Here is a 22904-nt window from a genome sequence, read left to right on the forward strand (position 1 = left end):
GCCTTAACGGAACATCGCGGAGAGGGATTCCTCATTGCTGATGCGACGCATGGATTCGGCCAGCATGGCGGACAGGGTTAGCTGGCGAATCTTTGGGGCCTTCTCCATCTTGTCACCCAGGGGAATGGAGTCGGTCACTACCAGCTCGTCCAGTACAGAGTTGTTCAAGTTGCTGATGGCATTGCCGGACAGTACCGGGTGAGTACAGTAGGCAACCACCTTCTCGGCACCGTGCTCTTTCAGAGCGTTGGCGGCATTGCACAGGGTGCCGGCGGTGTCGACCATGTCGTCTACCAACAGGCAGGTGCGGCCACTGACTTCACCAATGATGTTCATCACTTCTGCAACGTTAGCAGCCGGGCGGCGTTTGTCGATGATAGCCAGCTCACAGTCGAGGCTCTTGGCCACTGCGCGAGCGCGCACAACACCGCCGATGTCCGGGGATACTACTACCAGGTTCTGGTACTTCTGGCGCTCGATTTCGTCGAGCAGTACAGAGGAGCCATATACGTTGTCTACGGGTACATCGAAGAAGCCCTGGATCTGTTCAGCGTGCAGGTCAACAGTCAGTACGCGGTCGATGCCCACACTCACCATCATATCGGCAACTACTTTTGCTGAAATAGGCACACGCTGGGATCTTACGCGGCGATCCTGACGTGCGTAGCCGAAGTAGGGGACTACTGCGGTAACGCGACCAGCAGAGGCACGACGCAAGGCATCTACCAGCAGGATTAGCTCCATCAGGTTGCCGTTGGTGGGCTGGCAGGTGGATTGCACCACGAAAACGTCGCGGCCGCGCACGTTATCGGTAATTTCAACTGCAATCTCGCCGTCGGAGAAGCGCTTAACCATGGCTTCGCCCAGGGGGATCGCCATATGGTCGACAATTTTCTGTGCCAGTTCCGGGTTTGCGTTGCCGGTAAAGACCATTAAGTCAGCCACTGCGAGTTCCTTTAATTCTGTCTTGAAGTGATTTGAAGTGTAGATGCCTGCAATTTCCGCTAGCGGTCAGGATGCGATAGCACCACTTTTATGTAGGGTGATAAAAAGGAAGGCGAAGCGGAATAATTTGCTGGCCGTCCTCGGTCACCTAGGTGGTTACTTTGATTTTCGGAGAGCCTCCGGGTCGCCGTCAGAATCCTGCATGCAAAACTGTGTTCGACAAGTTTCTGTATTCGGGGGAGGGCTTCTTCAAGCCCACTACGGGTGGCCTGGGCCGGCTGGGTCAGTGTCGACTGAAACATGTCGGAACCGGTTTTTGATAGTGCCACTGCGTATAAAAGAAAATGGCTGGGGCGGAAGGATTCGAACCTTCGCATGACGGGATCAAAACCCGCTGCCTTACCGCTTGGCTACGCCCCAGTATTTTTCCTCAATCGCTTGAGGTTAATTTCGCGAGCTGTTGGTGCACCGGCGAAATCTGCACACCGTTCGCTACAAAACCCTGCCATTTTCGCGGTAGCTCGGCAAGTGCCGTATCGGCTGCTTGCTCGCTTTGGAAGGCTGCAAAAATACAACCTCCAGTGCCGGTGAGATGTGCTGGTGCAAATTGTTGCAACCATTCTCTGGCATTGCGAACTTCAGGGTAGAGACTCTCAACCAGTGCCTGGCAGTCGTTACTGGAAAAAGCCTCCAGTTTTTCACTGCTTATTGGCGTCTCTGTGAGCTGCCCCTCGCGAAGGGCCGCTAATGTAATTGCGACGGAATCTCTTGTCAAACGCGAATCGCGAAAAATTTTTGCAGTGCTCACTTCGCAACCAGGTGCTACTACCAGGTAGCGGCGTTTTTCTGTGGCGACAGGGGTTAACTTGTCCCCAACGCCCTCGGCCCAGGCTGTGCGACCCCGCACAAAAACTGGAATGTCTGCGCCGAGCTGTCGGCCCAGCTCAGCCAGAGTATTAATGGGCAGGTTGCAGCGCCACAGGTAGTTAAGGCCCAGCAATGTAGTGGCGGCATCGCTGCTGCCGCCGCCGATACCGCCACCGCATGGTAATTTTTTGATCAGCCGGATGTGAGCACCCGGCGATATATTGTCTGCGAATTGAGCTTCTTGTCGTAACAGCTGTGCGGCCCGGTAGACCAGGTTATCCCGCTCGGGAACATCCAGGTTGCCAGCATCCAGGCTGATGATTCCATCCGCTCGTGCGGAAAATTCCAAGGAATCACCGTAATCGAGTAATTGAAAAAGGGTTTGGAGCTCGTGATAGCCGTCAGGGCGACGGCCGAGTATACGCAGAATCAGGTTAAGTTTTGCGGGGGCAGGCAACTTCAGCATACGGGATGATCGGGCCGGTTAACTCTTGTTGGTCAATGATACCCTTATGCTGTCTTTTCGGCATTTAAAAACCCCACTCCTTGATAACCAGGGTTACGTTTACCGGCCCGGCGGCGGCGTTGGTCAGTGCCTTGATACGAGTGGGTAGGGTGTAAGGGCCGTTCTGACGATAATCGCTGAAGCTCAGGGACCAACCTGATTGTTGCAGGCTCTGCAGTTGGCCTTGACCATTGTGTCTCTCTGCACCCTTGGGGCCTGGGGCGGGCAGGCCACGTACCCAATAAAACATTTCATTGGCGGGCAGCGGCCATCCCAAAGTCTGCTGGGTAAGTTGCGCAGCGTCCCTCGCGATAACTGGAGGCTCACTGCCGCGTACCAGGCTGACGCCGCCGGAGGAGCCGGTAATAACTGTGGTGCCGGCACCGAGTGGGCCACTCAAATGAATCCGAAAATTCTGCGCGCCACTCTGCTGCCATGTCAGGTTGGCGCTGCCGCTGTCGGCCGGGGAGCGGACCCCGAGCTTGCCTTTGATGGTCCACTGTTGCAGTTGGGCTACCGATGTGGGAACTGCAACTTCCGCTGGAGTCTCCGGGGCTGGCTGCTCCTTGGGCTTTTGTCCGGCACAGGCCGAGACCAGCAGGGCGAATGCGGCTACCAGTAAAAAATAAAATTTGCGGTTGATGGAAACTTCAGTTGTCGGATGCATGCTGTTCCATTGACTCTTTGATTTGCAGACGTTTCATTGCAGCGGGAATAATCTTGCTCTGCGGGTTGATCTTCAGCCCGTCATTCCAGACTTTGAGAGCTTCTTCACGATTTCCCTGCACCCAAAGTACTTCCCCCAGGTGAGCGGCAATTTCATGATCGGGTAATTTTTCCATAGCCTGGCGCAAATATTTTTCCGCGGCAGCGTAATTACCGAGACGGTACTGTACCCAGCCCATGCTGTCGATAATTGCCGGGTCTTCGGGTTCTAGTTGCAACGCTTTACTGATTAATTCGAATGCCTCTTCGCGGCGTGAATCATCATCGATCAGCTTATAACCCAGGGCGTTCAGCACTGTCGCATTCTCTGGGTCGCGCTCAAGCAAGATACGCAGATCCCGTTCAAAAGCTGAGCCGTTACCGAGTTGGTCGTTGAGTAATGCGCGGGTGTACATCAAGCGGCCACTGTGACTCATTGCCAGAAGTCCTTGCTCGACCTTTTTCAAGGCTCTCTGTGGCTCGTCATTTTTACGCAGCAGTTCGACCTCCATCAGATAAAAATGTTCTTCCTGTTTTGGGTGCTGTTGACGGAGTTGGGTAAACCACTGTTCGTTTTCGTCGTGCAGGGCATTGGCGGCGAGCAATTTAGTACCCTTGGTAATCGCCTCCACGTAATCATTACCGGGTTCCACTTGCCGGAAGTGCGTCACAGCCGTGGTGATTTCTCCCTGCTTCTCCGCAACACCGCCCAGGTAAAAATGTGCGGCTGACTGGTGTTGTTTCAGTGCTAGCAGTTTACTGAAAAGGGGTTTGGCGGCATCTATCTGGTTGGTTTCATAGTGGATTAAAGCCAGTGATAGAATCAGATTGCCATCCTCGGGGCGCTGATTGACCAGCTCGGCAAATTGCTGGCGCGCCAGTGCAAGATCCTCACGAATTAACAGGCGTGCATACTGTAGGCGCAGACGGGTTTCATTGGGGTATACACTGACCAATTTCTCCAGTAGTTCAATGGCCTCGCGGCGCTTACCGAGGTCCACGAGCAGGTGGCTTTGCAAAAGTGGCGCATCCAGTTGGTCGGGATGGTTTTCCTGAATACGGCGGACCAATGTCAGGGCGGGCTTAAATTGTTTTTCGGCGCGCAGCACCATCGCGTGGGCCAGGGTTACCTCATCGTTTCCGGGGTAGGTTTCTGCCAGGCGGGCAAATTCTGCGCTGATCTGTTCGTTGAGTTTTTCGTGGCCAATAGCGGTGGCGGCGAGAGATTGTAGCGGCGCCTTGCCACCCAATTTGAGAGCTTCCTCTGCATGGGCCAGGGCATTTGGAATATCCCCCGCCAGGGTCAGCTCCGCGGTCAGTGCCAGCTGGGCACTGGCATTTTTCGGCTCCAGGTTGACCCACAATTGGGCCGAACGCAGAGCGGCCTGGCGGGCATTTAGGAAGCGGGCGATACGTGTGGCCCGCGCGGCAACACCGGCATCTTTGGTGACCTCCGCCTGGTGGTAGTAGTTGGCCAGGGCCACATCATACTGCTCGCGGATACCGGCCACCTCCGCCACCAGCAATGAGTAAAAGGTGTCGATGGGAAAGGCTCGTGGCTCCCCCTCTTGTGGTTTGCTGGCGGTGTTCTCTATTGGGCTTTTAGCCAATGGCGGGGACTCTTCTGTGGCCGTTTCCAGGGGTTGTACCTCTGCACAGGCTGATAACAGCAGGTAGAGGGACAGGAGCAGCGGGGTAATGGCATTGCGGTTTGAATCAGATTGTCGGGGTGGGAGCATAGATCGTGTCCATACGTTGCTGCTGCGCGTAAGCGGTGTACGAGTCGCGTGTTTTAACGATTATCGCCATATAATTCTAGTCGCGAATCCGCTTCTGGACGTGGGGTCCCGGTCGTCCAGGTCAAATCAGCGCGCAATTAAACCGCCTCCCGACCTTGCAAGCAAAGCGGCAGCCCGTGAAAATGCGCCCCCAATGCGGATGATGTACTTCTAGATTTAACGCCGACGGAACTCTATGCCAATTGTTACCCTGGGGATTAACCACGACAGCGCACCTATTGAGGTGCGTGAGCGGGTCGCTTTCGCACCCGAGGTGATGCCCGGTGCCCTGGGGGATGCGCGCAAGGCACTCAATTGCCGGGAACTCGCAATTCTCTCCACCTGTAACCGCACCGAACTCTACGGGAATGTGGAAGCGGAGCCATTGCTGCAGTGGTTGGCGGAATATCATCAGGTGCCACTAGAGCAGCTGCGGGGGTGCAGCTATATCCTCAACGGAGAGGAGGCGGTGCGCCATATGATGAGTGTTGCCTGTGGCCTTGATTCATTGGTTCTGGGGGAACCGCAAATTCTCGGGCAGATTAAGTCTGCCTATGCGGTGGCACGGGAGTCCGGCAGTGTCGGCAGTGAGCTACACCGGGTTTTCCAGCGGGTATTCACGGTGGCGAAAAAGGTGCGCACCGAAACGGCTATCGGCGAAAATCCTGTATCTGTGGCCTTTGCTGCGGTAAATCTGGCTTCGCGCATTTTTACTGACCTGAAAAAGCAAACTGCACTGCTGATCGGCGCGGGTGAGACCGTGGAACTGGTGGCGCGTCACCTGCTGGAGCAGGGTATAAAACAGCTGATTGTGGCCAATCGTACCTTGAGTCGCGCACAGTTACTCGCTGAAGATTTTGGCGCAGAGGCCATTCTGCTTGCCGATATTCCCGGGCATCTGCATCGCGCAGATATCGTGATCAGTTCCACCGCCAGCCAACTGCCGATTTTGGGTAAGGGCGCGGTGGAATCGGCGCTGCGCAAGCGTCGCCATAGCCCGATGTTTATGGTGGATATCGCAGTGCCGCGGGATATTGAGTCCCAAGTCGGCAGGCTTGACGATGTCTACCTGTACACCGTTGACGACCTGCGCGGTGTGATCGACGAGGGTATGCGCTCTCGGGAGAGGGCGGCGGAGGCGGCCAGGGAGATTGTCGATGCCGCGGCGGTGGAATTTACTAAAGAAAGTCGTGCGCTTGGCGCGGTGGATACCATTCGCAGCTACCGGCAGCGCGCCCAGCAGATCAGCGGCACCGAGCTGGAGCGGGTGCTGTTGCAACTGGATAAGGGTGACGATCCGCGCCGCCTGATGGAGCAGCTGGCCCGTTCACTGACCAATAAACTAATCCATGCGCCCACGATCAGCCTCAAGAAAGCGACGGCTGAGGGCGACCTGGAGCGACTGCGTATCGCCCGTGAAGTCGTCGGATTGGACGATCTCGCTGCTATCGAATCAGAGAAAAAAGACAGATGAAAGAATCACTACTGAACAAACTGGAAAATTTGCAGGAGCGCCACGAGGAAGTGTCCGCACTGCTCGGCGATGCCAGTGTGATCTCCGACCAGGATCAGTTTCGCGAATTGTCGCGGGAGTACTCAGAGCTGGAGGAAGTCGTCAAATGCTACAGCCGCTACAAACAGCTGAAGGAGGATATGGTCGAAGCGCAGGAAATGCTCAACGAGAGCGACCCGGAAATGCGCGAAATGGCCCAGGAGGAACTGCGTGAAGCAGAGGCACAGCTAGAGCCGCTGGAACGTGAATTGCAGACTTTACTGCTGCCCCGCGACCCCAATGACCGCAAGAATGTCTTCCTGGAAATCCGCGCTGGCACCGGCGGTGATGAGGCGGCTATTTTCTCTGGTGATCTGTTTCGCATGTATTCCCGCTACGCGGAGAAACAAGGTTGGCGCATGGAGATTGTCAGTGAGAATGCTGGGGAGCACGGTGGCTTCAAGGAAATTATTACTCGAGTGGCCGGTGAAGATGTGTACGCCAAGCTCAAATTCGAATCTGGTGCTCACCGCGTGCAGCGAGTACCGGAAACCGAATCTCAGGGGCGTATCCATACTTCCGCCTGCACCGTAGCGGTGATGCCAGAGCCCGATGAGCGCGATGCCATTGAGGTCAACAAGGCCGATCTGCGCGTGGATACTTATCGCGCCTCTGGTGCCGGTGGCCAGCACGTCAACAAAACTGATTCTGCCGTGCGCCTCACCCATATTCCCACGGGGATTGTGGTGGAGTGCCAGGATGAGCGTTCCCAGCATAAAAACAAGGCCAAAGCGATGGCGCTGTTGCAGGCCAAGCTGTCCAGTGCACAGGAAGCGGCAGCGGCACAGGAAATTTCCGATGCACGCAGAAGCCTGGTGGGAAGCGGCGACCGCTCTGAGCGTATTCGTACTTACAACTACCCCCAGGGGCGGGTGACCGACCACCGTATCGGTCTGACCCTTTATAAACTGGATGAGGTGATGCAGGGGGCCCTGGAAGAGGTGATTGAGCCGCTGCGCACTGAACACCAGGCAGATCAGCTGGCGGCTATGGGCCAGTAATTGTGACTTTGTGCGCCGAAGTCGGCGGTGTCACCACAGGTAATATTTCCCAATGACCAGCGTCAAGGTAAATGTCGCTCGCAGTATCGAATTGGTCGGCAGTGAATCGGCGCGTCTCGATGTGGAGGTGCTGCTCGCCCACATTCTCGGGCGCGAGCGCACCTGGCTTTACACCTGGCCGGAATATGAGCTTTCAGTCGCTGAGCAGAGCGAATTTGATGCGCTTCTAGAGCGGCGTAAAAACGGCGAGCCGGTGGCACATCTGACTGGAGAGCGGGAATTTTGGTCGCTGACTTTAAAAGTCGATCCCTCCACCTTAATTCCCCGCCCGGATACTGAGTTGTTGGTGGAAGTTGCCTTGACTCTCTGTCCTCAGGAAGGGTTGCACGCCCTCGACCTGGGGACAGGGACTGGAGCTATTGCTTTTGCCCTGGCCTCGGAAAAACCCAGTTGGCATATTGTGGCCGCGGAAAAATCTAAGAAAGCACTGGCACTGGCAGAAGAAAATCGGAAGCGCCTCGGGTTCACCAATGTTCAAGTGCTTGAGAGTGACTGGTTTGCGCAGTTGCCACCCCAGCGTTTTTCCCTGATTGTCAGTAACCCCCCGTATATCGACGCGGCCGATCCGCACTTGAGTGAGGGTGATGTACGCTTCGAGCCGCATACCGCACTGGTGGCTGACCGGGGGGGGCTTGCGGATATAGAGCAGATTGCCGTTCAGGCCGGTGAATACCTGGAGGACAGCGGTTGGCTACTGGTGGAGCATGGTTGGCAGCAGGCAGAATCTGTACGGGGGATTTTTACTGCGGCGGGTTACCGGGCAGTGGAGAGTCGAAGGGATTATTCCGGCTGGGAGAGATTAACGCTGGGGCGCAAATAACTGTGGCCCAACAGTAGATAGAAAAATACCCTGGAGGACTGAGAGGGAGGGAGTTTATGCACGATCATGTCCACCACCGCAATGGCAACGGCGCCTTGCGTCCACTACTTATCGCCTTGATCCTTACGCTGAGCTTTTCAGTTGTCGAGGCCATTGGTGGGTGGTTATCGGGCTCTCTGGCATTACTCGGGGATGCCGCACATATGCTCACGGATACTTTTGCTTTGGCGCTCGGTGCCATTGCCGCAATGCTGGCAAAGAAGCCGGCGGACCGTGAATTATCTTTTGGCTGGGGGCGTGCAGAGGTGCTGGCTGCGGTAACCAACGCTCTCATCATGCTACTGATTGTTGTGGGAATTTCCTTTATGGCAATCAATCGCCTGCGCAACCCTCAGCCAGTGCACGGTAGCACCGTGATGCTGATAGCAGCAGTGGGTTTACTCATAAATATCCTGGCGGCTTGGGTATTGTTGCGAGGAGAGCGTACCCTCAATATTCGCGGTGCACTTCTGCATGTGATGGGGGATATGCTGGGCTCCATCGCGGCACTTGCATCAGGGGCCGTGATTTATTTCACTGGTTGGGTACCTATCGATCCTCTTTTGTCCCTGCTTATCTGCTTTTTGATTCTGATTTCCTGTGTGCGCCTGCTGCGCGATGCGGTGGATGTGTTAATGGAGCGGGTACCGAGGGAGTTGAGTTTGCCGGTAGTGGGAGAAACCCTGGCGGGGATTACCGGTGTGCGCTCGGTACACGATCTGCATATCTGGCGCCTGGACTCCAGCACTATCTCCCTGTCAGCGCATATTGTAGTGGATGATCTGCACGCCTGGCCGGCGGTATTGGAGCGCTTGAGGGAAACCCTGATCAAGCGCTTTGGTATTGATCATATCACCCTGCAGCCGGAGCCTATTGAGCAAGTCAGGCTCAGGGTTATAGATAAGGTGAGCGGTCCAGGATAATCGGTTAGTTCCTGTCGCCCTGTAATTCGGCAGCACTATCAGTGGCACTTTCAACGGGTTTATTCGATTGTACTTGGACCTTTTCCGCAGAAGGTGCTTCTGAGATTACTTCCTGGGGCTTGCTTATCTGCTCTTGGGGAGCCTGGATGCCAATATGGTAAGCGGCGAAGCCGGGTTGTACCACTTGGTCGAGCGCCATACCGAGCACGCGCCCATTGTGCTCAGAGCGTATTTCTGTGCGCACATTGGTGATTGGATTGGTGACGGTACCGAGTAGATCCCCTTTGCGTACAAACTCGCCTAGCTGTACCTCACTGAAAATAATGCCGCCAGTGGAGGACCTTTGCCAGGTGGAGTTGTAGTACACGGGCTCTGGATCACCCCATAAACGGAATTTGCTCACCATACCCAGTTGGTTCAGCAGGGTGCGAATACCTTTGACGCTGTGGCTAACAGAGCGCTCGTCCAGCACCATGGGGGCGCCGGCCTCCAGAGTGACTGTGGGTATACCCGCTTCCACGGCGGCGCGCCGCAATGTGCCCTTGGCTCCCGCGCTGTGTAATACCACAGTAGAACCGAAGCCCTTGGTCATCTTCACAATCTTGGGATTGCTCAAGTCACCGCGTAGCTGTGGCAGGTTGGTTCGGTAAAAGGAGCCTGTATGCAGATCAACCACCGCATCGCAATGGCTGATCACTTCGTGAAAAAATGAGTTGGCAATGCGTGAAGCGGAAGAGCCGTTGGGATCACCGGGAAAGTGCCTGTTGAGATCGCGACGGTCAGTGAGATAGCGGGAGCTCCGGTGGAAACCTTGCAGGTTGACGATAGGCACACCGATAACCGCACCGTTTAGTTGTTCAGCGTCCAGGTCATACATAACCCTTCGCACAGTTTCCACACCATTTAGTTCATCTCCATGAACCGCAGCGGTGAGGCAGAGTACCGGTCCGGGCTTTGCGCCGTTGACCACCAACACCGCGGTAGGGCTGTAAACTCCTTCGAAATGTTGGCTGGGAGACCAAGCCAGGCGGGTGGAGGTGGCTGGCGGTACTTCGGCGCCGAGCAGGCGAAGTGGTTTGGCCTTCTCCACCTCAATAGAAATGGTTCCCGTCGAGGGATTTTGTACCGAGGGTGCCGGCTCTGCAGTGGACTTGACTCCGGGCTCTTTCTTTGTGACGGAAGTGGGCTCAAGCTCGCCGATTGGCTGGTCTAACTGTAAATTTTCTGCCTGTGGTAGGGATTGCTGCTCGTCACTTTCCGAGTTTTCCGAAGGTGCTTCCGCAGTTTCGGTACTTTCGGTGGTCCCCATTGGCGGCCCTAGCTCTTTAATAACCGGCTGGTCCAGCTGGAGATTTTCCGCTTTGGGCACGGCCTGCTCCAGCCCATTGCCGTCCTCATTATTCAGTGCCATTGCCTGGCTAGAGGTCAATAACAGGGCAAGGCTCAACAGGCGACGTGGCCTGCTACTAGAGGAGAGGCGCAAAATCATTCGATAACTCCGGTCAACTTCTTTTTGGGGGGGCATTGCCGATTTTTCTTCCGCTCGGCACACATGGGGACTTTGAGCGCCAATATAGTCGAAGCGTTCCCTAGGAATATGACATATCGCGGACTATTGGAGCCCCCAGGCGCTTTCTATCGCTTTGCGACTGGTTCGCCGCAGGCGCAAGACCATCAAAATTGAGGCGGTGCCAAGACCAATACAGACACCTACCCAGTAGCCGTAGACTCCCCAGAAGTTTTCTCCCAGCCAGTAAGCACTGGAGAGTCCCACCAACCAGTATGAAAATAGCTGGATATACATTGGAACACGGGTGTCCTTGTAGCCTCGTAGCGCCCCCCAAGTCATGGCCTGGGCTACATCCACTAATTGGAAGGCGGCGCAGAGTAACAGCAGGTTAGTCGCTACCGCGATTATTTCCGCGTTGCTTGTGTAGGCCTGTACAAACAGGCCGCGCAAGGTGATGAGCAGAATACCGGTGCCCAGGGCATAAATCAGACCAGTGCCGATCCCCACCTTGCCGGTAAACAGGGCTCGCTTGGGGCGGCCTTGGCCGAGTAATTGTGCCGTGCGAATACTGAGTGCCTGTGCCAGTGCCAGGGCTACGAGGTAAAATATAGAACCAACACTCATGCTGATCTGGTGCGCTGCTACGATTGCCGCACCGTAGGGTGCGAGCAGAACGGTCAGGCTCGCAAAAAATGTTACCTCTCCGGCGGCACCTACACATACAGGTAATCCTACCGCGAGCAAGTGTTGCAACGTTGGCCAGTGTGGTTTGGAGGGCAGCAACTTGAGTTTTAGGGCGTGGTAGGCCGGGTCATTGCCTGCGTGCCAAAATAGCGCCAAAGCTATCAAACAACTGACCATGGCGGTCGCCCAGCCGCAGCCGGCGCCACCCATGGCAGGAATGGGGCCGGCGCCAAAGACAAAAAGGATATCCAGGGGGATATTGAGCAAGGCCGCCGCAAGATAAATACGCATCACCGGACGCACCTGTCCCATGCCTTCGCAGTATCCGCGCAGCGCTGTTCCGAGGGCGAAGGGCAATGTTCCTACGGTGAGGGCCAGAATATAGCCTTGTAGAACCTGGCGAACAGGTTCCTCTGTATCGATCCACTGGCTCCAGATCGGCACTGAGAGCAGGGCGAGGATCACGAGTATGCCGCCAACAAGGCCGATCCACAGCGCCTGGTGCAGCTGCTTGGCGCAACCCTCTTCATCTCGCCCGCCACGCAAATGGGCGACAACCGGAGAGACCGCAGCGAGGAGGCCGATCAAGGTGACAGCACATACTGCCCAGATGCTGGAACCCAAGGCCAAACCTGCCAAGTCTACCTCTCCGGCTCGACCGGCAACAATAGTATCCACAACCCCCATGCTCACCACAGCCAGGTTGCTGATCACCAGGGGCCCTCCCAAAGTGGTCAGGTGGGATAATTCGGTGGAGATGGCGCGTCGGTAAAGCTTGAACAAAGGAAAAACCAGATTTTTTAGGGTCGTGCCTATTGATGATTGTGGGATATCAGCCAAATCCAGCGGAGGACTGTGGCAGTACAGTTTTATTGAACCAATCGGCTATGCCAAATGACCTTCAGGGCACGAATAAGGAGCTGGAAAGGAATGTACAGCACGGGTAACCCGACGCCAAAAAGGCTGGGTATTCTACGGTGAAACCCTTTCTCCGCCCAGTTGTTACAAAGGTATTTCCTGCAATAATTTGGCTACATTGTGCGCTGCGTTGATGATGCATCCATGACTCTCGGCAATCTCCCTGTAATGCCACCCGGGGATGTTGCGCGCGAGCTCTCCACTAGTATCAGCGGGAGAATAGTAGGGCTTGTTACAGCGAATAAAGGTGCAGGCGGGTCCTTTCTCCGGGGCTTGCCTGAGTTGAATTGGGTCCAAGTAAGTTTTCACCGGGTGTGGTGTCATACGCCTGTGAAACCAGCTCAGTTCGTCCGCTGCCTTGACGCCCATTAAAGCTGGATTCGTTGGCATAAAGCAGCGGGTACCCCTGACTTCCTGAGCGGCGGCCAAGCGTTTTGAGCGGATTTCTGTGGGCAGCTGCTCGGCAAAAGCGTGGCCGGGTTGTGGAACAGCGCCGTCTAGGTAGACAAGGCGGCGAATACGTTTCGGCAGGGCATCGGCAGCGCCGGTAGCGGCCATGCCGCCAAAGCTGTGGCCCACCAGAATTACCTGCTCCAATTCCTCAAATTCAATCACATTCACCAGATCCTGGATAAAGGTATCCATTCCTATTGAAGGCGAAAGCAGGTGGTGCCTTTCACCAAGTCCTGTCTGGGTGGGGGTGAAAACCCGGTGTCCGGCACCAGTAAGGAGCCTGGCGACACGAGCCCAGCACCAGCCCCCGAGGAACATGCCGTGGACCAGTACGTAGGTATTTACCACATGCTTATCTCACTCTGTTAATAGATGAACAAGCATAGTTAGCACTCGAGCTGAAGCCCGGTGTAAGAGATGTCTCGTTTGCTCGACTAAAGTGAACAAACACACCAAAAATGAGCAAAGAGGATGAGTGGAGGGATGAATACCCTGAGTCGCTGGTATGGTTGCTTTCTACACTTCGTGCGCAAGATTGATTGGCTAGGGCCTTTGGCGTTGCGGATCTACCTGGCACCTATATTTATTATGGCGGGGCTCAACAAAATGAGCAGTATTGAAGAGGTGGCTGCGTGGTTTGGCAATCCTGACTGGGGGCTGGGCTTGCCGGCGCCGATGTTTATGGCTTGGGCGGCGGCATTGGTGGAGTTCTTTGGTGGCATTGCCATCCTATTTGGCTTTGTAACCCGCCTGGTGGCGATCCCGCTGATGTTTGTAATGGCGGTAGCAGCGGTAACCGCGCACTGGGAGAATGGCTGGTCAGCTTTGCCCGATAAAACTTTGGTGGCCCCTTGGGAGTGGCGTGAGGATTTGATTGATAAAGCCATTACCCGCAAGGAGAAGGCGGTTGAGCTGCTAAAAGAACACGGCAACTACGAGTGGCTGTCTGAGACCGGCGGTATCACCATCTTGAAGAATGGTATTGAGTTCTCCGCAACCTACTTCATCATGTTGCTGGCGCTGCTCTGCGGCGGGGCTGGGCGCTTTTTCAGCCTTGATTATTGGCTGTGCCGCCACTTTAGCAGGCGGGAATCCACTTAGAGTGATGGTATACTCGCCGATTATTTGAACATTTGAGCGAGTATTTCACTTGATAGGAAAGTTGTTCCGTCGTTCCTCCCCTAAAGAGGACAAGAGCCCCCGCCAGGGAGACGAGCGCTCCAAGCGTCGTACAGATGATCAGAAGCCAGTTGATCACGCTGCGAAAGGCCGATCAGCCAAAGGCAAAACTGGTCAGGGCGAGGGGAAATCGCGCCGGAGCGGCGGAAAAGGTCCTCAGCGTGGGCGCAATCGTAAGACCAAGGCGGAAACGGTAGTAACTCCTTGGTCACTGGAGGAGTTCCAGGTTCCTGAGCAGGAAGGCAAGGTCCGTTTCCACGACTTGGGCCTGCCAGAGGAGCTGATGCGCGCTATTCACGAATTGGGCTTTCAATACTGCTCCCCCATCCAGGGCCGCTCTCTACCACATACTCTAAATGGCCACGACCTGGTGGGTAAGGCTCAGACCGGTACTGGCAAAACCGCGGCTTTCCTGGTTACTGTAATTGAAGATCTGTTGCGCCATCCCTTCGAGGGTGAGCGCTATGCAGGGGAAGCCCGCTCGCTTATTATCGCGCCCACACGTGAACTGGTGATGCAGATCGCCGATGACGCCAAAGCCCTGTGCAAGTACACCGACTTAGAAATACATACCCTGGTTGGTGGTATGGATTATGAGAAGCAGCAACGCAAGCTGAATGAGCGTTTGGTGGATATCCTGGTGGCGACTCCGGGGCGCCTATTGGATTTTGTTGGCAACCGCGACTGCTATCTGGATCAGGTCGAGGTCCTGGTGATCGACGAAGCAGACCGCATGCTGGATATGGGCTTTATCCCGCAAGTTCGCCGTATCGTGCGTCAAACCCCGCGCAAAACCCATCGCCAGACCATGTTTTTCTCAGCAACCTTTACTCCAGAAGTGGATTCGTTGGTAGAGCAGTGGACTGAGGACCCAGTTGTTGTGGAAATCGAGCCAGAGCGCGTAGCTACTGATTCTGTCGAGCAACACGTATATCTTGCAGCCAGTGAAGAAAAGTACACCCTCCTATACAACATTCTGCAACGGGATGATGTAGAGAGCCTGATTGTCTTTGCCAACCGCCGGGATCAGTGTCGACGTCTGCATGAGCACCTGCTTGCCCATGGTATCTCTGCAGGATTGCTTTCAGGGGAGGTCGCGCAAAATAAGCGCGTGCGTACCCTCGATGATTTTAAGTCTGGTAAGACCAAAGTTCTGGTAGCAACGGATGTGGCCGGCCGTGGTATCCATATCGATGGTATAAGCCATGTAGTGAATTTTACCCTGCCGGAGGAGCCAGAGGATTACGTACACCGTATTGGCCGTACCGGACGCGCGGGAAAAACTGGTACTTCAATCAGTCTCGCCTGTGAAGATGATGCTATGCGTCTCGAGCCAATTGAGCAGTTACTAGGTGGAAAACTTAAATGTGAAGTTCCGCCTGAGGAGCTGTTGGTGGAGCCTCCAAAGGTAAAAGTGCAGCGCAGCCATGACGATCATCGTGGTGGCCGTGGGCACCGTCGTCCCCGTCGTCACTAGTTTCTGGTTTCAGTGTGGCGTTTGGCATTTTGCTTTTGCATATAGAGATTTCACGGTAGTAAGTGATGAATAATATTGGGTACCGTTGAGATATTGACGGCTTGCCTGCTATAGCCGTTCTCCCACTTGTTTTGGCCCATGCGTGGCTGCCGGGATTTTCCGGTGGCTATGTTGGGGTAGATATCTTTTACGTTATCTGATCACCAGCATTTTTATAAGGTTGATAAGGGAGATTGACGCAGGTCGCTTTTCCCTGGCGAATTTTTACGAACACTGCGTCCGCAGTATCCTACCCACTCTATTTTTGTCCTGATCGCGATTATCGCTGCAGGTTGGTTCGTGCTACCACCGGAGCCGTTGAAAGAGCTTGGACAATCGGTACTGACAACATTGCTATTCGTTTCAAATAGCTGGTTTTGGCAGAGTACTGAGAATTGCTTGGCACTGGCGCGAATTGACAGCTATTGTTGCACACCTGGTCGCTGTCGGAGGAAGAGCAGTTTTACCTCGGCTTTCCACTATTGCTTTGCCAGCTCGCATTACGCGGTCGCGGCTTCATGTGGCTGGTTATGGCAGGTATTTCGGCGCTTTTTTAGCGGGATTTGAACGCTGGTTAGAAGAGAAGGAGCGTAACGGTATTGTGGCCGCAAAGTCCGCCTGCGCACCAATACTCGGCGTCGCGCGCTTGGAGAAGGGGGCACCCCATGGCTGCAACAATTTCAACAGCGAAGTGATGGAAATGCTGGAGCAGCGCTCAGATATCGGGACCGTAGTTTTAGTGACCCGTTGGGCTCTGGTAGTGGAAGGTTCTCGTTCTCCGGGAGAAAGTGGTCCGCCGGCAGTCATGGGCATAGCGAAAGGTGCAGGGGAGTCACTGAAGAGAGAGGGTGGCTCTGCTCGAAATTTTAATTAGTTGTCCGTGGCCTCAGGGAAACTGTTGCAAGGATCCGTGCAACAGGTCGGGAAGTGCATATTGTTGAGAGAGTTCCAGAGATTCCCTTCTCGGTTCCATTGGCTATTACCAGTGCGGAGTTTATTGGGGCTCAGGTGCAAGCGGCACCAACCCGGGAGCAGGTTCTAAAGCGTAATCGTCGGGCGGGGCTGATCTATAAAACTCTGACTAAAGAATTCCAAATACAGCGGGCAAGTCTTCTATCTGAACTCTGTCGATCGGATTGTCAGATCCAGGTAGGAGGTAAGCCTTTATACCGCGATGATGATCACTTGAGCACTTTTGGCTCAGAGCAGCTGGTTCCTCACTTGTCGGATCGAGCCTTGGTCGTGTGGCCGCGTGCAGCTCGAGAGGGTTAAACTGCAAGCTTTCTCCAAAAAAAGCGCGGGTTCATCCCGTTTATTAGCTGCCCTATACATAGTTTGCGTAAAAATAAGAGTGTCGCCATCTGCTAAAATACAAGTTGCGACAAATGTACCATTTTTGACTTTATCACCTCTTTAATTATTAGATTTTATTCTAAAATAATACCAATCACTATTACCTTAAGAAAATACAGGTCCTGGTGAATCCCGTGATTGAAGGTATTGTTGTATTTTCAAATCTCTCCCTTATGTAACAAATGTTGTATCCCGAATACGGACTCTCTATTTGCACATTGGTTTCCACAAGACAGGTTCCAGTTCACTACAGCTTGCTTTGAAGGGGCATATGCAGGCATTGAAAACACAGGGGATTGAGTTTCTTACTCTTGGAAAAAAAGGAAACTCCTCCAGTTGTGTTGATGTATCTAAATTGGGTGAACACCTAGCTTTTAAGGTGAATCATAGATTTGAAGAGCTGCTAGCCTCAAAACAAAATGTCGTCGGCACTACAATAATATCAGCTGAACATTTCTGTTTTTTTGCCGCCGAGAGGATATTGAGCAGATTTGCAGAATATGTGCGAAGTATTTTGATCGTATTCAAATTATCGTTTATTTACGTCGGCAAGACCTGCAGGCGAACTCATTCAAAAAGCAGGCCGCCCGTGGCGCTGCTTTGAATGTCAGCTCATCCAGTAAATTACTGGGCCATTCAGAAAACGCTCTTCCTGCCCTCGATTATAATATCAAGGATTACTATAACTATTTTGCGAAGTTAAAAGTGTGGCAGGAGGTATTTGGCAAAGAGTTTCTGCATGTTCGGTCTTTTACCCGCACTGCTTTGGTAGGGGGAGATATTGTCAGTGATTTTTCGGCACTTCTTGACGGGAATATAGAAATTCCCTCCTGCCGTGTCAACGAGGGTGTCGGTCGTAAGCAGTTTCTTTTAACCCATAAATTGCTTGAGCTTGGTGTAGCAGAGTCTGAAATACTTAAGTTAAAACCGATGATGGCCGCAGATGATAGTGCTTTAGCACCTTCGCGTCGTAGTGCGGAAAATTTTTTCTTACAGTTTGAGGATTCCAATCGTCTACTAAATGACAATTTTTTGCCTCATGCATCAGGTCTGGCCTTTAGTGATGATTTCAGTGCATATCCAGAGCAGGGAAATGATCGCCTGTGTGCTAAGGACTTGGCTGCATGGCTTCCCGAAATGTTTGCCGCAGGCATAAAAGAGCCAGCGGGTCTGCGTGATGCTTTATTAGTGGGTCGAATTCAGTCTTTGATGACTGAAAAATTTATGGATGCAGCATTGATGGAGGAACTGGAAGGGCTAGTCATGTGTCTGGAGGCAACGGCCCATATCGCACAAGTTCAAGAGCCCTGGTATAGAATGATCAAGAAGAAAAAACGTTCGGGCAGGTAGCTGCAGGAATCTACAAGTAGCTAAATTGATGATTGAACTTTGCCATCGATCGGGACCCTTGGAGGGTCCCATCTTAAAAAGGGCAGGCAAGAAAGTTCTTTTACCCGATGGTTGATTTGGAGGTTGTTGCAGGGAAGCTGTCGGTACCTGGATCTCCCTCTTCACGCAGACGTTCAATCCACAGAGCGGTGCCGCCGGCCACTGCTGCTGGCATCACAAAAATATTTAAAATCGGCACCATCTTTGCCAGCATAACGGTTCCGCCAAAAGTCAGGCTGGTTAGCTTGCGGCGGTGCAGCACGCTTTTTAGTTCACTAAAAGGTCGTTGATGGTTATCCAGGGGGTAGTCTACATACTGGATTGCCATGGACCAGGCACCCCAAAGGGCAGTCAATACTGCCGGAACAATGATCGTCCAACTGGTGGCTGTGGCGACCAGCAAAATAATCAGGCCCCAAAAAATAAAGTATCCCAGTTTGCGTAGCTCCCGTCCCAGGGTACGCCATACCATTTGCATTAGTGGCTCGGGTGGCGGTGCTTTGCCGGTCAGCAGCTCTTCCACTTTTTCCGCGAGAATGCCGTTAAAGGGTGCGGCAATAATATTGGTGATAACACCAAATAGGTAACCGTATACCAGAAAGAACAGGAATAGCACTAGCAATGCTATTATCCATGCGAGCCAGCGGAAAATACTGGCGACCCAGGCAGTTCCCTTGGCCATGATGGCCTCCCACCAGGACATATTCTCCGTGTCTACAGGCGTGTGTGAAAGCAAACTGCTGATATAGTCGCTGAGTCCTCCCAGCTGTGAAATCATGATGCCGCTGATAATAATAAACAGCACCAGGTTGATCAGTAGCGGGACCAGGATAAAGGGGCGCAGTTCGCGCCGGGTTATTAGGTGGACGCCGCGCACCAGCGCGTCGATACCGTGGACGGGGTTTGAAGTCATAACTCTCTCTCTTACTGGCGCGCTACAAAATTCTTATTGCCCGGCGCCGGCGGCTTCAAGTATTTCAGAGTATTCACTGCTTTGGCGGTGTTCAGCAATTCGGGCTAGTAAGGTTTTGCCGTCGGGGCCCTCACTGTTCAAATCGTGGCCTTCCGCAAGGAAGAGTTGTATAAAAGTGACAAAGTTCTCCGCTTTCATACTGCGGTAGGCGCGTTCAAGCAGGTAGTAATCCAGATTCACTCCCTTGGGGGCTTTACCAATCAGGAAACCGGCGATGCGCTCTTGGCCGAAAACTTCTCCGAGTACTTTCTGTTTGTCTTTTTTAAGGTTCAAAATTTTATCCTTACAACTATCGATGCAACCAGGCTGAGCCTAGGGACGCATTTTTTAGATTTACATTTAAAGCAGGGCATCCAGCTTTTCCTTCAGGATCTTATTGATCATCTGCGGATTTGCTTGGCCCTTGGAAGCCTTCATGATCTGGCCAACAAAGTAACCCATCATTTTGGGGCGTTTGGATTCATCAGCTTTGCGGTAATTGTCCACCTGGGTATCACTCGTAGCGATAACCTCATCCACCATTTTTTCGATAGCGCCGGTATCCGATACTTGTTTAAGGCCGCGCTTTTCGATCACTTCATCGGCGTTGCCTTCGCCGTCGCCCATAGCCTCGAATACCTGTTTGGCGATCTTGCTGGAAATGGTGTTATCTTTGATACGTGTAATTAAGCCTGCTAGTTGCTCAGCGGAAACGGGGGACTCGGTAATACCGATTTCCTTACGATTTAACAGTGCAGCCAGCTCTCCAGTTATCCAGTTGGCAGCCAGTTTAGCTTCGCCACAGGACTTGCACACTGTTTCAAAATACTCGGCACTGGCGCGTTCCTGGGTCAGTTGGTCTGCATCGTAAGCGGAGAGCTTGTACTCAGACTGGAAACGCTCGGCTTTGGCATCCGGCAACTCCGGCAGTTCCATACGCAGCTGTTCAATGTATTCTTCTATGAGCACTACCGGCAGAAGGTCGGGGCAAGGGAAGTAACGATAGTCATTGGCGACTTCCTTGCTGCGCATCGAGCGGGTCTCATTCTTGTCGGCGTCGTAGAGGCGGGTTTCCTGTACTATGCTGCCGCCGTCTTCGAGGATATCGATCTGGCGTTCGGCTTCCACTTTAATAGCGCGCTCAACGAAGCGGAAAGAATTGATATTCTTCAGCTCGGTGCGAGTGCCCAGCTCTTCCTCGCCTTTCAGGCGTACGGAAACATTGGCATCGCAACGCAGGGAGCCCTGGGACATATCCCCATCGGAAATTCCCAGATATGTCACAATACTGTGGATTTTTTTTAGGTAGGCGACCGCTTCTGCAGCACTGCGCATGTCGGGCTCAGAGACAATTTCAATCAGCGGAGTGCCGGCTCGGTTGAGGTCGATTCCGGACATGCCATGGAAATCTTCATGCAGGGATTTACCGGCATCCTCCTCGAGGTGGGCGTGGTGCAAGCGCACCTTCTTGCTGCTGCCATCTTCCAGGTGAATTTCCACTTCACCCGCACCGACAATAGGCTGGCCCAGTTGGGTGGTCTGGTAGCCTTTGGGCAGGTCCGGATAGAAATAATTCTTGCGTTCGAAAACGGAGCGCTTGCCAATCTCCGCGTTCATCGCCAGGCCAAACATCACTGCATAGCGAAAGGCTTCCTCGTTGGGCACTGGCAAGGTGCCTGGCATAGCCAGGTCTACTGCGCAGGCCTGGGTATTTGGAGCTGCGCCAAAGCGGGTGCTCGCGCCGGAGAAAAGTTTTGACTCGGTGGAGAGCTGTACGTGTACTTCCAGTCCGATAACAATTTCCCATTCCACAATATGTCTCCTTTATACGGCGCTGGCTTTGTGCCAGTCGGTAACCTGCTGGTACTGATGCGCGATATTGAGCATGCGCGCTTCATCCAGGTAATTGCCGGTAATCTGCAGGCCTACCGGCATATTGTCTACCAGCCCGCAGGGCAGGGACATACCCGGTAGACCGGCCAGGTTAGTGGCGATGGTGTAGATGTCTTCCAGGTACATGGCTACCGGATCTGAGTTTTTGGCCCCCAGTTTGAAGGCGGGAGAGGGGGTGGTGGGCCCCATAATAACGTCCACTTTTTCAAAGGCCTGCACGAAATCCTGCTTGATCAGGCGGCGCACTTGCTGGGCCTTGTTGTAGTAGGCGTCGTAATAGCCGGCTGACAAGGCATAGGTGCCCACCAGGATTCGGCGCTGTACCTCTTCGCCGAAGCCTTCACCACGGGAGCGCATATACAGGTCGCGCAGATCGGAGGGCTCTTCGCAGCGATACCCGTAGCGCACCCCGTCGAAGCGGGACAGGTTGGCGGAGGCCTCTGCCGGTGCGATTACGTAGTAGGCGGGAATTGCCAACTCAGTGTGGGGCAGGCTGACATCCACCAGCTCGGCACCAAGTTTTTCGAATTCCTTGAGCGCATCCTGTACACGGGCTGCTGTTCCAGCATTGAGTCCTTCTCCGAAGTACTCCCTGGGTACGCCGATTTTAAGGTCGGTGATGGAGTCATTCAGCTTCGCTGTATAGTCTGTTTGCGGACGATCCAGGCTGGTGGAATCTTTCGGGTCGTGGCTGGCCATAGCGGATAGTAAGTAGGCTACGTCTTCCGCATTGCGCGCGATGGGGCCGGCTTGATCCAGACTCGATGCGTAGGCAACGATGCCCCAGCGGGATACACGGCCATAAGTGGGCTTTAGACCAGTCGTGTTGGTTAATGCTGCTGGCTGGCGGATAGAGCCGCCGGTATCGGTAGCGGTGGCTCCTGGGACAAGTAAGGCTGCCACTGCAGCGGCGGAACCGCCGGATGAACCACCGGGTACGTAACCAGTGTTCCAGGGGTTTTTCACAGGGCCGTAATAGCTGCTTTCGTTGGAGGAGCCCATAGCAAATTCATCCATGTTGGTTTTGCCCAGAGTGACGGTGCCCACCGAATTCAGATTTTCCACGACTGTGGCGTCGTAAGGTGGAATAAAATTGTCCAGCATTTTTGATGCGCAGCTGGTACGAACGCCGTTGGTGCAGATAATATCCTTGTGTGCGATGGGGACACCACACAAGGCTGGAGCTTCACCAGTAGCAAGGCATTTGTCGGCAGCCTTGGCCTGATTCAGGGCGAGTTCTTCGGTGACGCTGATAAAACTGTTGTAGCTGCTGTCCAGCTGTTGGATACGGCTGAGTAAATGATGGGTTAGCTCAGTACTGGAGAACTCTTTACTCCGCAATCCGCGGATGATCTCGGCGATGGTAAGCTGATGCATGTTATTCCCTTAAAAGGCTCTAGACAGGCTCGAGACTGGATCAATCGGGTGGACTTGCGATAGTGCCCGGCTCAGGCGATAACTTTGGGTACCAGGTAGAGGCCTTCTTCTGACTGTGGTGCCTGGGCGAGGAAGCTTTCGCGCTGGTCGGGTTCTGTCACTGAATCGGTGCGCAGGGTCTGCACTTCATCGAGTGGGTGTGCCATGGGGGCGACGCCGTCAGTATTGACGGCCTGTAGCTGATCGATCAGCTGCAGGATATCGCCGAGACGGCTACTCACTTCCTCAATGGTTTCATTGGATATGGCGATGCGGGCCAGTTCTGCCAGCTTCTCTACAGTTTGGGTGTCCACTGCCATGGCGATGGGCTCCTCCGACTTGAGTTGCGAATCGATATCTGCCGCAGTTGTGTGCTGGACAGGGTCGGCAAATTTAGCACAACAGGCCATTATTCTCATCGGCCCAGGCGACTTGGGCTCTCCGCA

21 protein-coding genes, 1 tRNA gene and 1 pseudogene are annotated in these 22904 nt (G+C 53.9%); 10 read left to right on the top strand and 13 right to left on the bottom strand.

What is annotated here, in order from left to right; translation table 11 throughout:
• Positions 1-3 precede the first annotated feature (3 nt).
• The 5 genes from ACCI49_RS10400 to ACCI49_RS10420 form a co-directional block, all read right to left on the bottom strand.
• A complete protein-coding gene (locus tag ACCI49_RS10400) occupies positions 4-933 on the bottom strand; it encodes a ribose-phosphate pyrophosphokinase (RefSeq protein WP_371838951.1) in 930 nt (309 codons plus the stop codon).
• A gap of 357 nt (positions 934-1290) precedes the next feature.
• Positions 1291-1365, bottom strand: a tRNA-Gln gene (locus ACCI49_RS10405).
• A 10-nt stretch (positions 1366-1375) separates the two neighbouring features.
• The gene (gene ispE, locus ACCI49_RS10410) at positions 1376-2278 is read right to left on the bottom strand and encodes a 4-(cytidine 5'-diphospho)-2-C-methyl-D-erythritol kinase (protein WP_371838897.1); all 903 of its coding nucleotides are present in this window, start codon (positions 2276-2278) and stop codon (positions 1376-1378) included.
• A gap of 64 nt (positions 2279-2342) precedes the next feature.
• Entirely contained in the window at positions 2343-2984 is a 642-nt protein-coding gene (gene lolB, locus ACCI49_RS10415; RefSeq protein WP_371838898.1) for a lipoprotein insertase outer membrane protein LolB, read from the bottom strand.
• The gene (locus tag ACCI49_RS10420) at positions 2968-4761 is read right to left on the bottom strand and encodes a tetratricopeptide repeat protein (protein WP_371838899.1); all 1794 of its coding nucleotides are present in this window, start codon (positions 4759-4761) and stop codon (positions 2968-2970) included. Before ACCI49_RS10420 ends, lolB begins: the two co-directional genes overlap by 17 nt.
• A gap of 235 nt (positions 4762-4996) precedes the next feature.
• Between ACCI49_RS10420 and hemA the strand changes: the two genes are divergently transcribed.
• From hemA to ACCI49_RS10440, 4 genes are read left to right on the top strand one after another with little or no spacing between them, the layout of a single operon-like run.
• Entirely contained in the window at positions 4997-6274 is a 1278-nt protein-coding gene (gene hemA, locus ACCI49_RS10425) for a glutamyl-tRNA reductase (protein WP_371838900.1), read from the top strand.
• Positions 6271-7353, top strand: a complete 1083-nt coding sequence (prfA, locus tag ACCI49_RS10430) for a peptide chain release factor 1 (protein ID WP_371838901.1) — start codon at positions 6271-6273, stop codon at positions 7351-7353. The genes hemA and prfA overlap by 4 nt, the downstream gene beginning before the upstream one ends.
• Before the next feature lie 52 nt (positions 7354-7405).
• Positions 7406-8233, top strand: a complete 828-nt coding sequence (prmC, locus tag ACCI49_RS10435; protein ID WP_371838902.1) for a peptide chain release factor N(5)-glutamine methyltransferase — start codon at positions 7406-7408, stop codon at positions 8231-8233.
• 56 nt (positions 8234-8289) lie between these two features.
• On the top strand, positions 8290-9195 hold the full coding sequence (locus ACCI49_RS10440) for a cation diffusion facilitator family transporter (protein WP_371838903.1): 906 nt from the start codon (positions 8290-8292) through the stop codon (positions 9193-9195).
• A gap of 4 nt (positions 9196-9199) precedes the next feature.
• Here the strand turns inward: ACCI49_RS10440 and ACCI49_RS10445 are convergent, their stop codons facing one another.
• The 3 genes from ACCI49_RS10445 to ACCI49_RS10455 form a co-directional block, all read right to left on the bottom strand.
• The gene (locus ACCI49_RS10445) at positions 9200-10720 is read right to left on the bottom strand and encodes a succinylglutamate desuccinylase/aspartoacylase family protein (RefSeq protein ID WP_371838904.1); all 1521 of its coding nucleotides are present in this window, start codon (positions 10718-10720) and stop codon (positions 9200-9202) included.
• Positions 10721-10807: 87 nt separating this feature from the next.
• Positions 10808-12172, bottom strand: a complete 1365-nt coding sequence (locus ACCI49_RS10450; RefSeq protein ID WP_371838905.1) for an MATE family efflux transporter — start codon at positions 12170-12172, stop codon at positions 10808-10810.
• 219 nt (positions 12173-12391) lie between these two features.
• On the bottom strand, positions 12392-13108 hold the full coding sequence (locus ACCI49_RS10455) for an alpha/beta fold hydrolase (RefSeq protein ID WP_371838906.1): 717 nt from the start codon (positions 13106-13108) through the stop codon (positions 12392-12394).
• 135 nt (positions 13109-13243) lie between these two features.
• On the opposite strand from ACCI49_RS10455, the gene ACCI49_RS10460 reads away from it, so the two are divergent.
• The 6 genes and pseudogenes from ACCI49_RS10460 (at position 13244) to ACCI49_RS10485 (ending at position 18158) form a co-directional block, all read left to right on the top strand.
• Positions 13244-13861, top strand: a complete 618-nt coding sequence (locus ACCI49_RS10460; protein WP_371838907.1) for an HvfX family Cu-binding RiPP maturation protein — start codon at positions 13244-13246, stop codon at positions 13859-13861.
• A 61-nt stretch (positions 13862-13922) separates the two neighbouring features.
• Positions 13923-15416, top strand: coding sequence for an ATP-dependent RNA helicase RhlB (gene rhlB, locus ACCI49_RS10465; RefSeq protein ID WP_371838908.1), 1494 nt, complete (start codon positions 13923-13925; stop codon positions 15414-15416).
• 454 nt (positions 15417-15870) lie between these two features.
• The gene (locus tag ACCI49_RS10470; RefSeq protein ID WP_371838909.1) at positions 15871-16329 is read left to right on the top strand and encodes an SGNH hydrolase domain-containing protein; all 459 of its coding nucleotides are present in this window, start codon (positions 15871-15873) and stop codon (positions 16327-16329) included.
• 20 nt (positions 16330-16349) lie between these two features.
• Positions 16350-16727, top strand: a pseudogene (locus tag ACCI49_RS10475) (SGNH hydrolase domain-containing protein); the annotation flags it as partial.
• A 292-nt stretch (positions 16728-17019) separates the two neighbouring features.
• Positions 17020-17412 (top strand): hypothetical protein, encoded by a 393-nt coding sequence (locus ACCI49_RS10480; protein WP_371838910.1) that lies wholly within the window; start codon positions 17020-17022, stop codon positions 17410-17412.
• On the top strand, positions 17409-18158 hold the full coding sequence (locus ACCI49_RS10485; RefSeq protein WP_371838911.1) for a hypothetical protein: 750 nt from the start codon (positions 17409-17411) through the stop codon (positions 18156-18158). The genes ACCI49_RS10480 and ACCI49_RS10485 overlap by 4 nt, the downstream gene beginning before the upstream one ends.
• Before the next feature lie 100 nt (positions 18159-18258).
• Here the strand turns inward: ACCI49_RS10485 and cysZ are convergent, their stop codons facing one another.
• From cysZ to gatC, 5 genes are all read right to left on the bottom strand, one after another.
• Positions 18259-19110, bottom strand: a complete 852-nt coding sequence (gene cysZ, locus ACCI49_RS10490; protein WP_371838912.1) for a sulfate transporter CysZ — start codon at positions 19108-19110, stop codon at positions 18259-18261.
• A gap of 33 nt (positions 19111-19143) precedes the next feature.
• Positions 19144-19443, bottom strand: a complete 300-nt coding sequence (locus ACCI49_RS10495; protein ID WP_371838913.1) for a PA4642 family protein — start codon at positions 19441-19443, stop codon at positions 19144-19146.
• A 66-nt stretch (positions 19444-19509) separates the two neighbouring features.
• Positions 19510-20961, bottom strand: coding sequence for an Asp-tRNA(Asn)/Glu-tRNA(Gln) amidotransferase subunit GatB (gene gatB / locus ACCI49_RS10500; RefSeq protein WP_371838914.1), 1452 nt, complete (start codon positions 20959-20961; stop codon positions 19510-19512).
• A gap of 12 nt (positions 20962-20973) precedes the next feature.
• Positions 20974-22419: an Asp-tRNA(Asn)/Glu-tRNA(Gln) amidotransferase subunit GatA gene (gene gatA, locus ACCI49_RS10505; RefSeq protein WP_371838915.1), complete on the bottom strand. Its 1446-nt coding sequence runs from the start codon at positions 22417-22419 to the stop codon at positions 20974-20976.
• Between the two features lie 71 nt (positions 22420-22490).
• A complete protein-coding gene (gatC, locus tag ACCI49_RS10510; RefSeq protein ID WP_371838952.1) occupies positions 22491-22778 on the bottom strand; it encodes an Asp-tRNA(Asn)/Glu-tRNA(Gln) amidotransferase subunit GatC in 288 nt (95 codons plus the stop codon).
• Between the last annotated feature and the right edge of the window lie 126 nt (positions 22779-22904).

Source organism: Microbulbifer epialgicus (assembly GCF_041447265.1).
GTDB classification, from domain to species: Bacteria; Pseudomonadota; Gammaproteobacteria; order Pseudomonadales; family Cellvibrionaceae; genus Microbulbifer; species Microbulbifer epialgicus.

What these genes read in the sequence shown, in the direction of transcription:
- ACCI49_RS10400 (WP_371838951.1), bottom strand. Translation starts at nt 933, where the DNA reads ATGGTCTTTACCGGCAACGCAAACCCGGAACTGGCACAGAAAATTGTC.
- ispE (WP_371838897.1), bottom strand. Translation starts at nt 2,278, where the DNA reads ATGCTGAAGTTGCCTGCCCCCGCAAAACTTAACCTGATTCTGCGTATA.
- lolB (WP_371838898.1), bottom strand. Translation starts at nt 2,984, where the DNA reads ATGCATCCGACAACTGAAGTTTCCATCAACCGCAAATTTTATTTTTTA.
- ACCI49_RS10420 (WP_371838899.1), bottom strand. Translation starts at nt 4,761, where the DNA reads ATGCTCCCACCCCGACAATCTGATTCAAACCGCAATGCCATTACCCCG.
- hemA (WP_371838900.1), top strand. Translation starts at nt 4,997, where the DNA reads ATGCCAATTGTTACCCTGGGGATTAACCACGACAGCGCACCTATTGAG.
- prfA (WP_371838901.1), top strand. Translation starts at nt 6,271, where the DNA reads ATGAAAGAATCACTACTGAACAAACTGGAAAATTTGCAGGAGCGCCAC.
- prmC (WP_371838902.1), top strand. Translation starts at nt 7,406, where the DNA reads ATGACCAGCGTCAAGGTAAATGTCGCTCGCAGTATCGAATTGGTCGGC.
- ACCI49_RS10440 (WP_371838903.1), top strand. Translation starts at nt 8,290, where the DNA reads ATGCACGATCATGTCCACCACCGCAATGGCAACGGCGCCTTGCGTCCA.
- ACCI49_RS10445 (WP_371838904.1), bottom strand. Translation starts at nt 10,720, where the DNA reads ATGCCCCCCCAAAAAGAAGTTGACCGGAGTTATCGAATGATTTTGCGC.
- ACCI49_RS10460 (WP_371838907.1), top strand. Translation starts at nt 13,244, where the DNA reads ATGAATACCCTGAGTCGCTGGTATGGTTGCTTTCTACACTTCGTGCGC.
- cysZ (WP_371838912.1), bottom strand. Translation starts at nt 19,110, where the DNA reads ATGACTTCAAACCCCGTCCACGGTATCGACGCGCTGGTGCGCGGCGTC.
- gatA (WP_371838915.1), bottom strand. Translation starts at nt 22,419, where the DNA reads ATGCATCAGCTTACCATCGCCGAGATCATCCGCGGATTGCGGAGTAAA.
- gatC (WP_371838952.1), bottom strand. Translation starts at nt 22,778, where the DNA reads ATGGCAGTGGACACCCAAACTGTAGAGAAGCTGGCAGAACTGGCCCGC.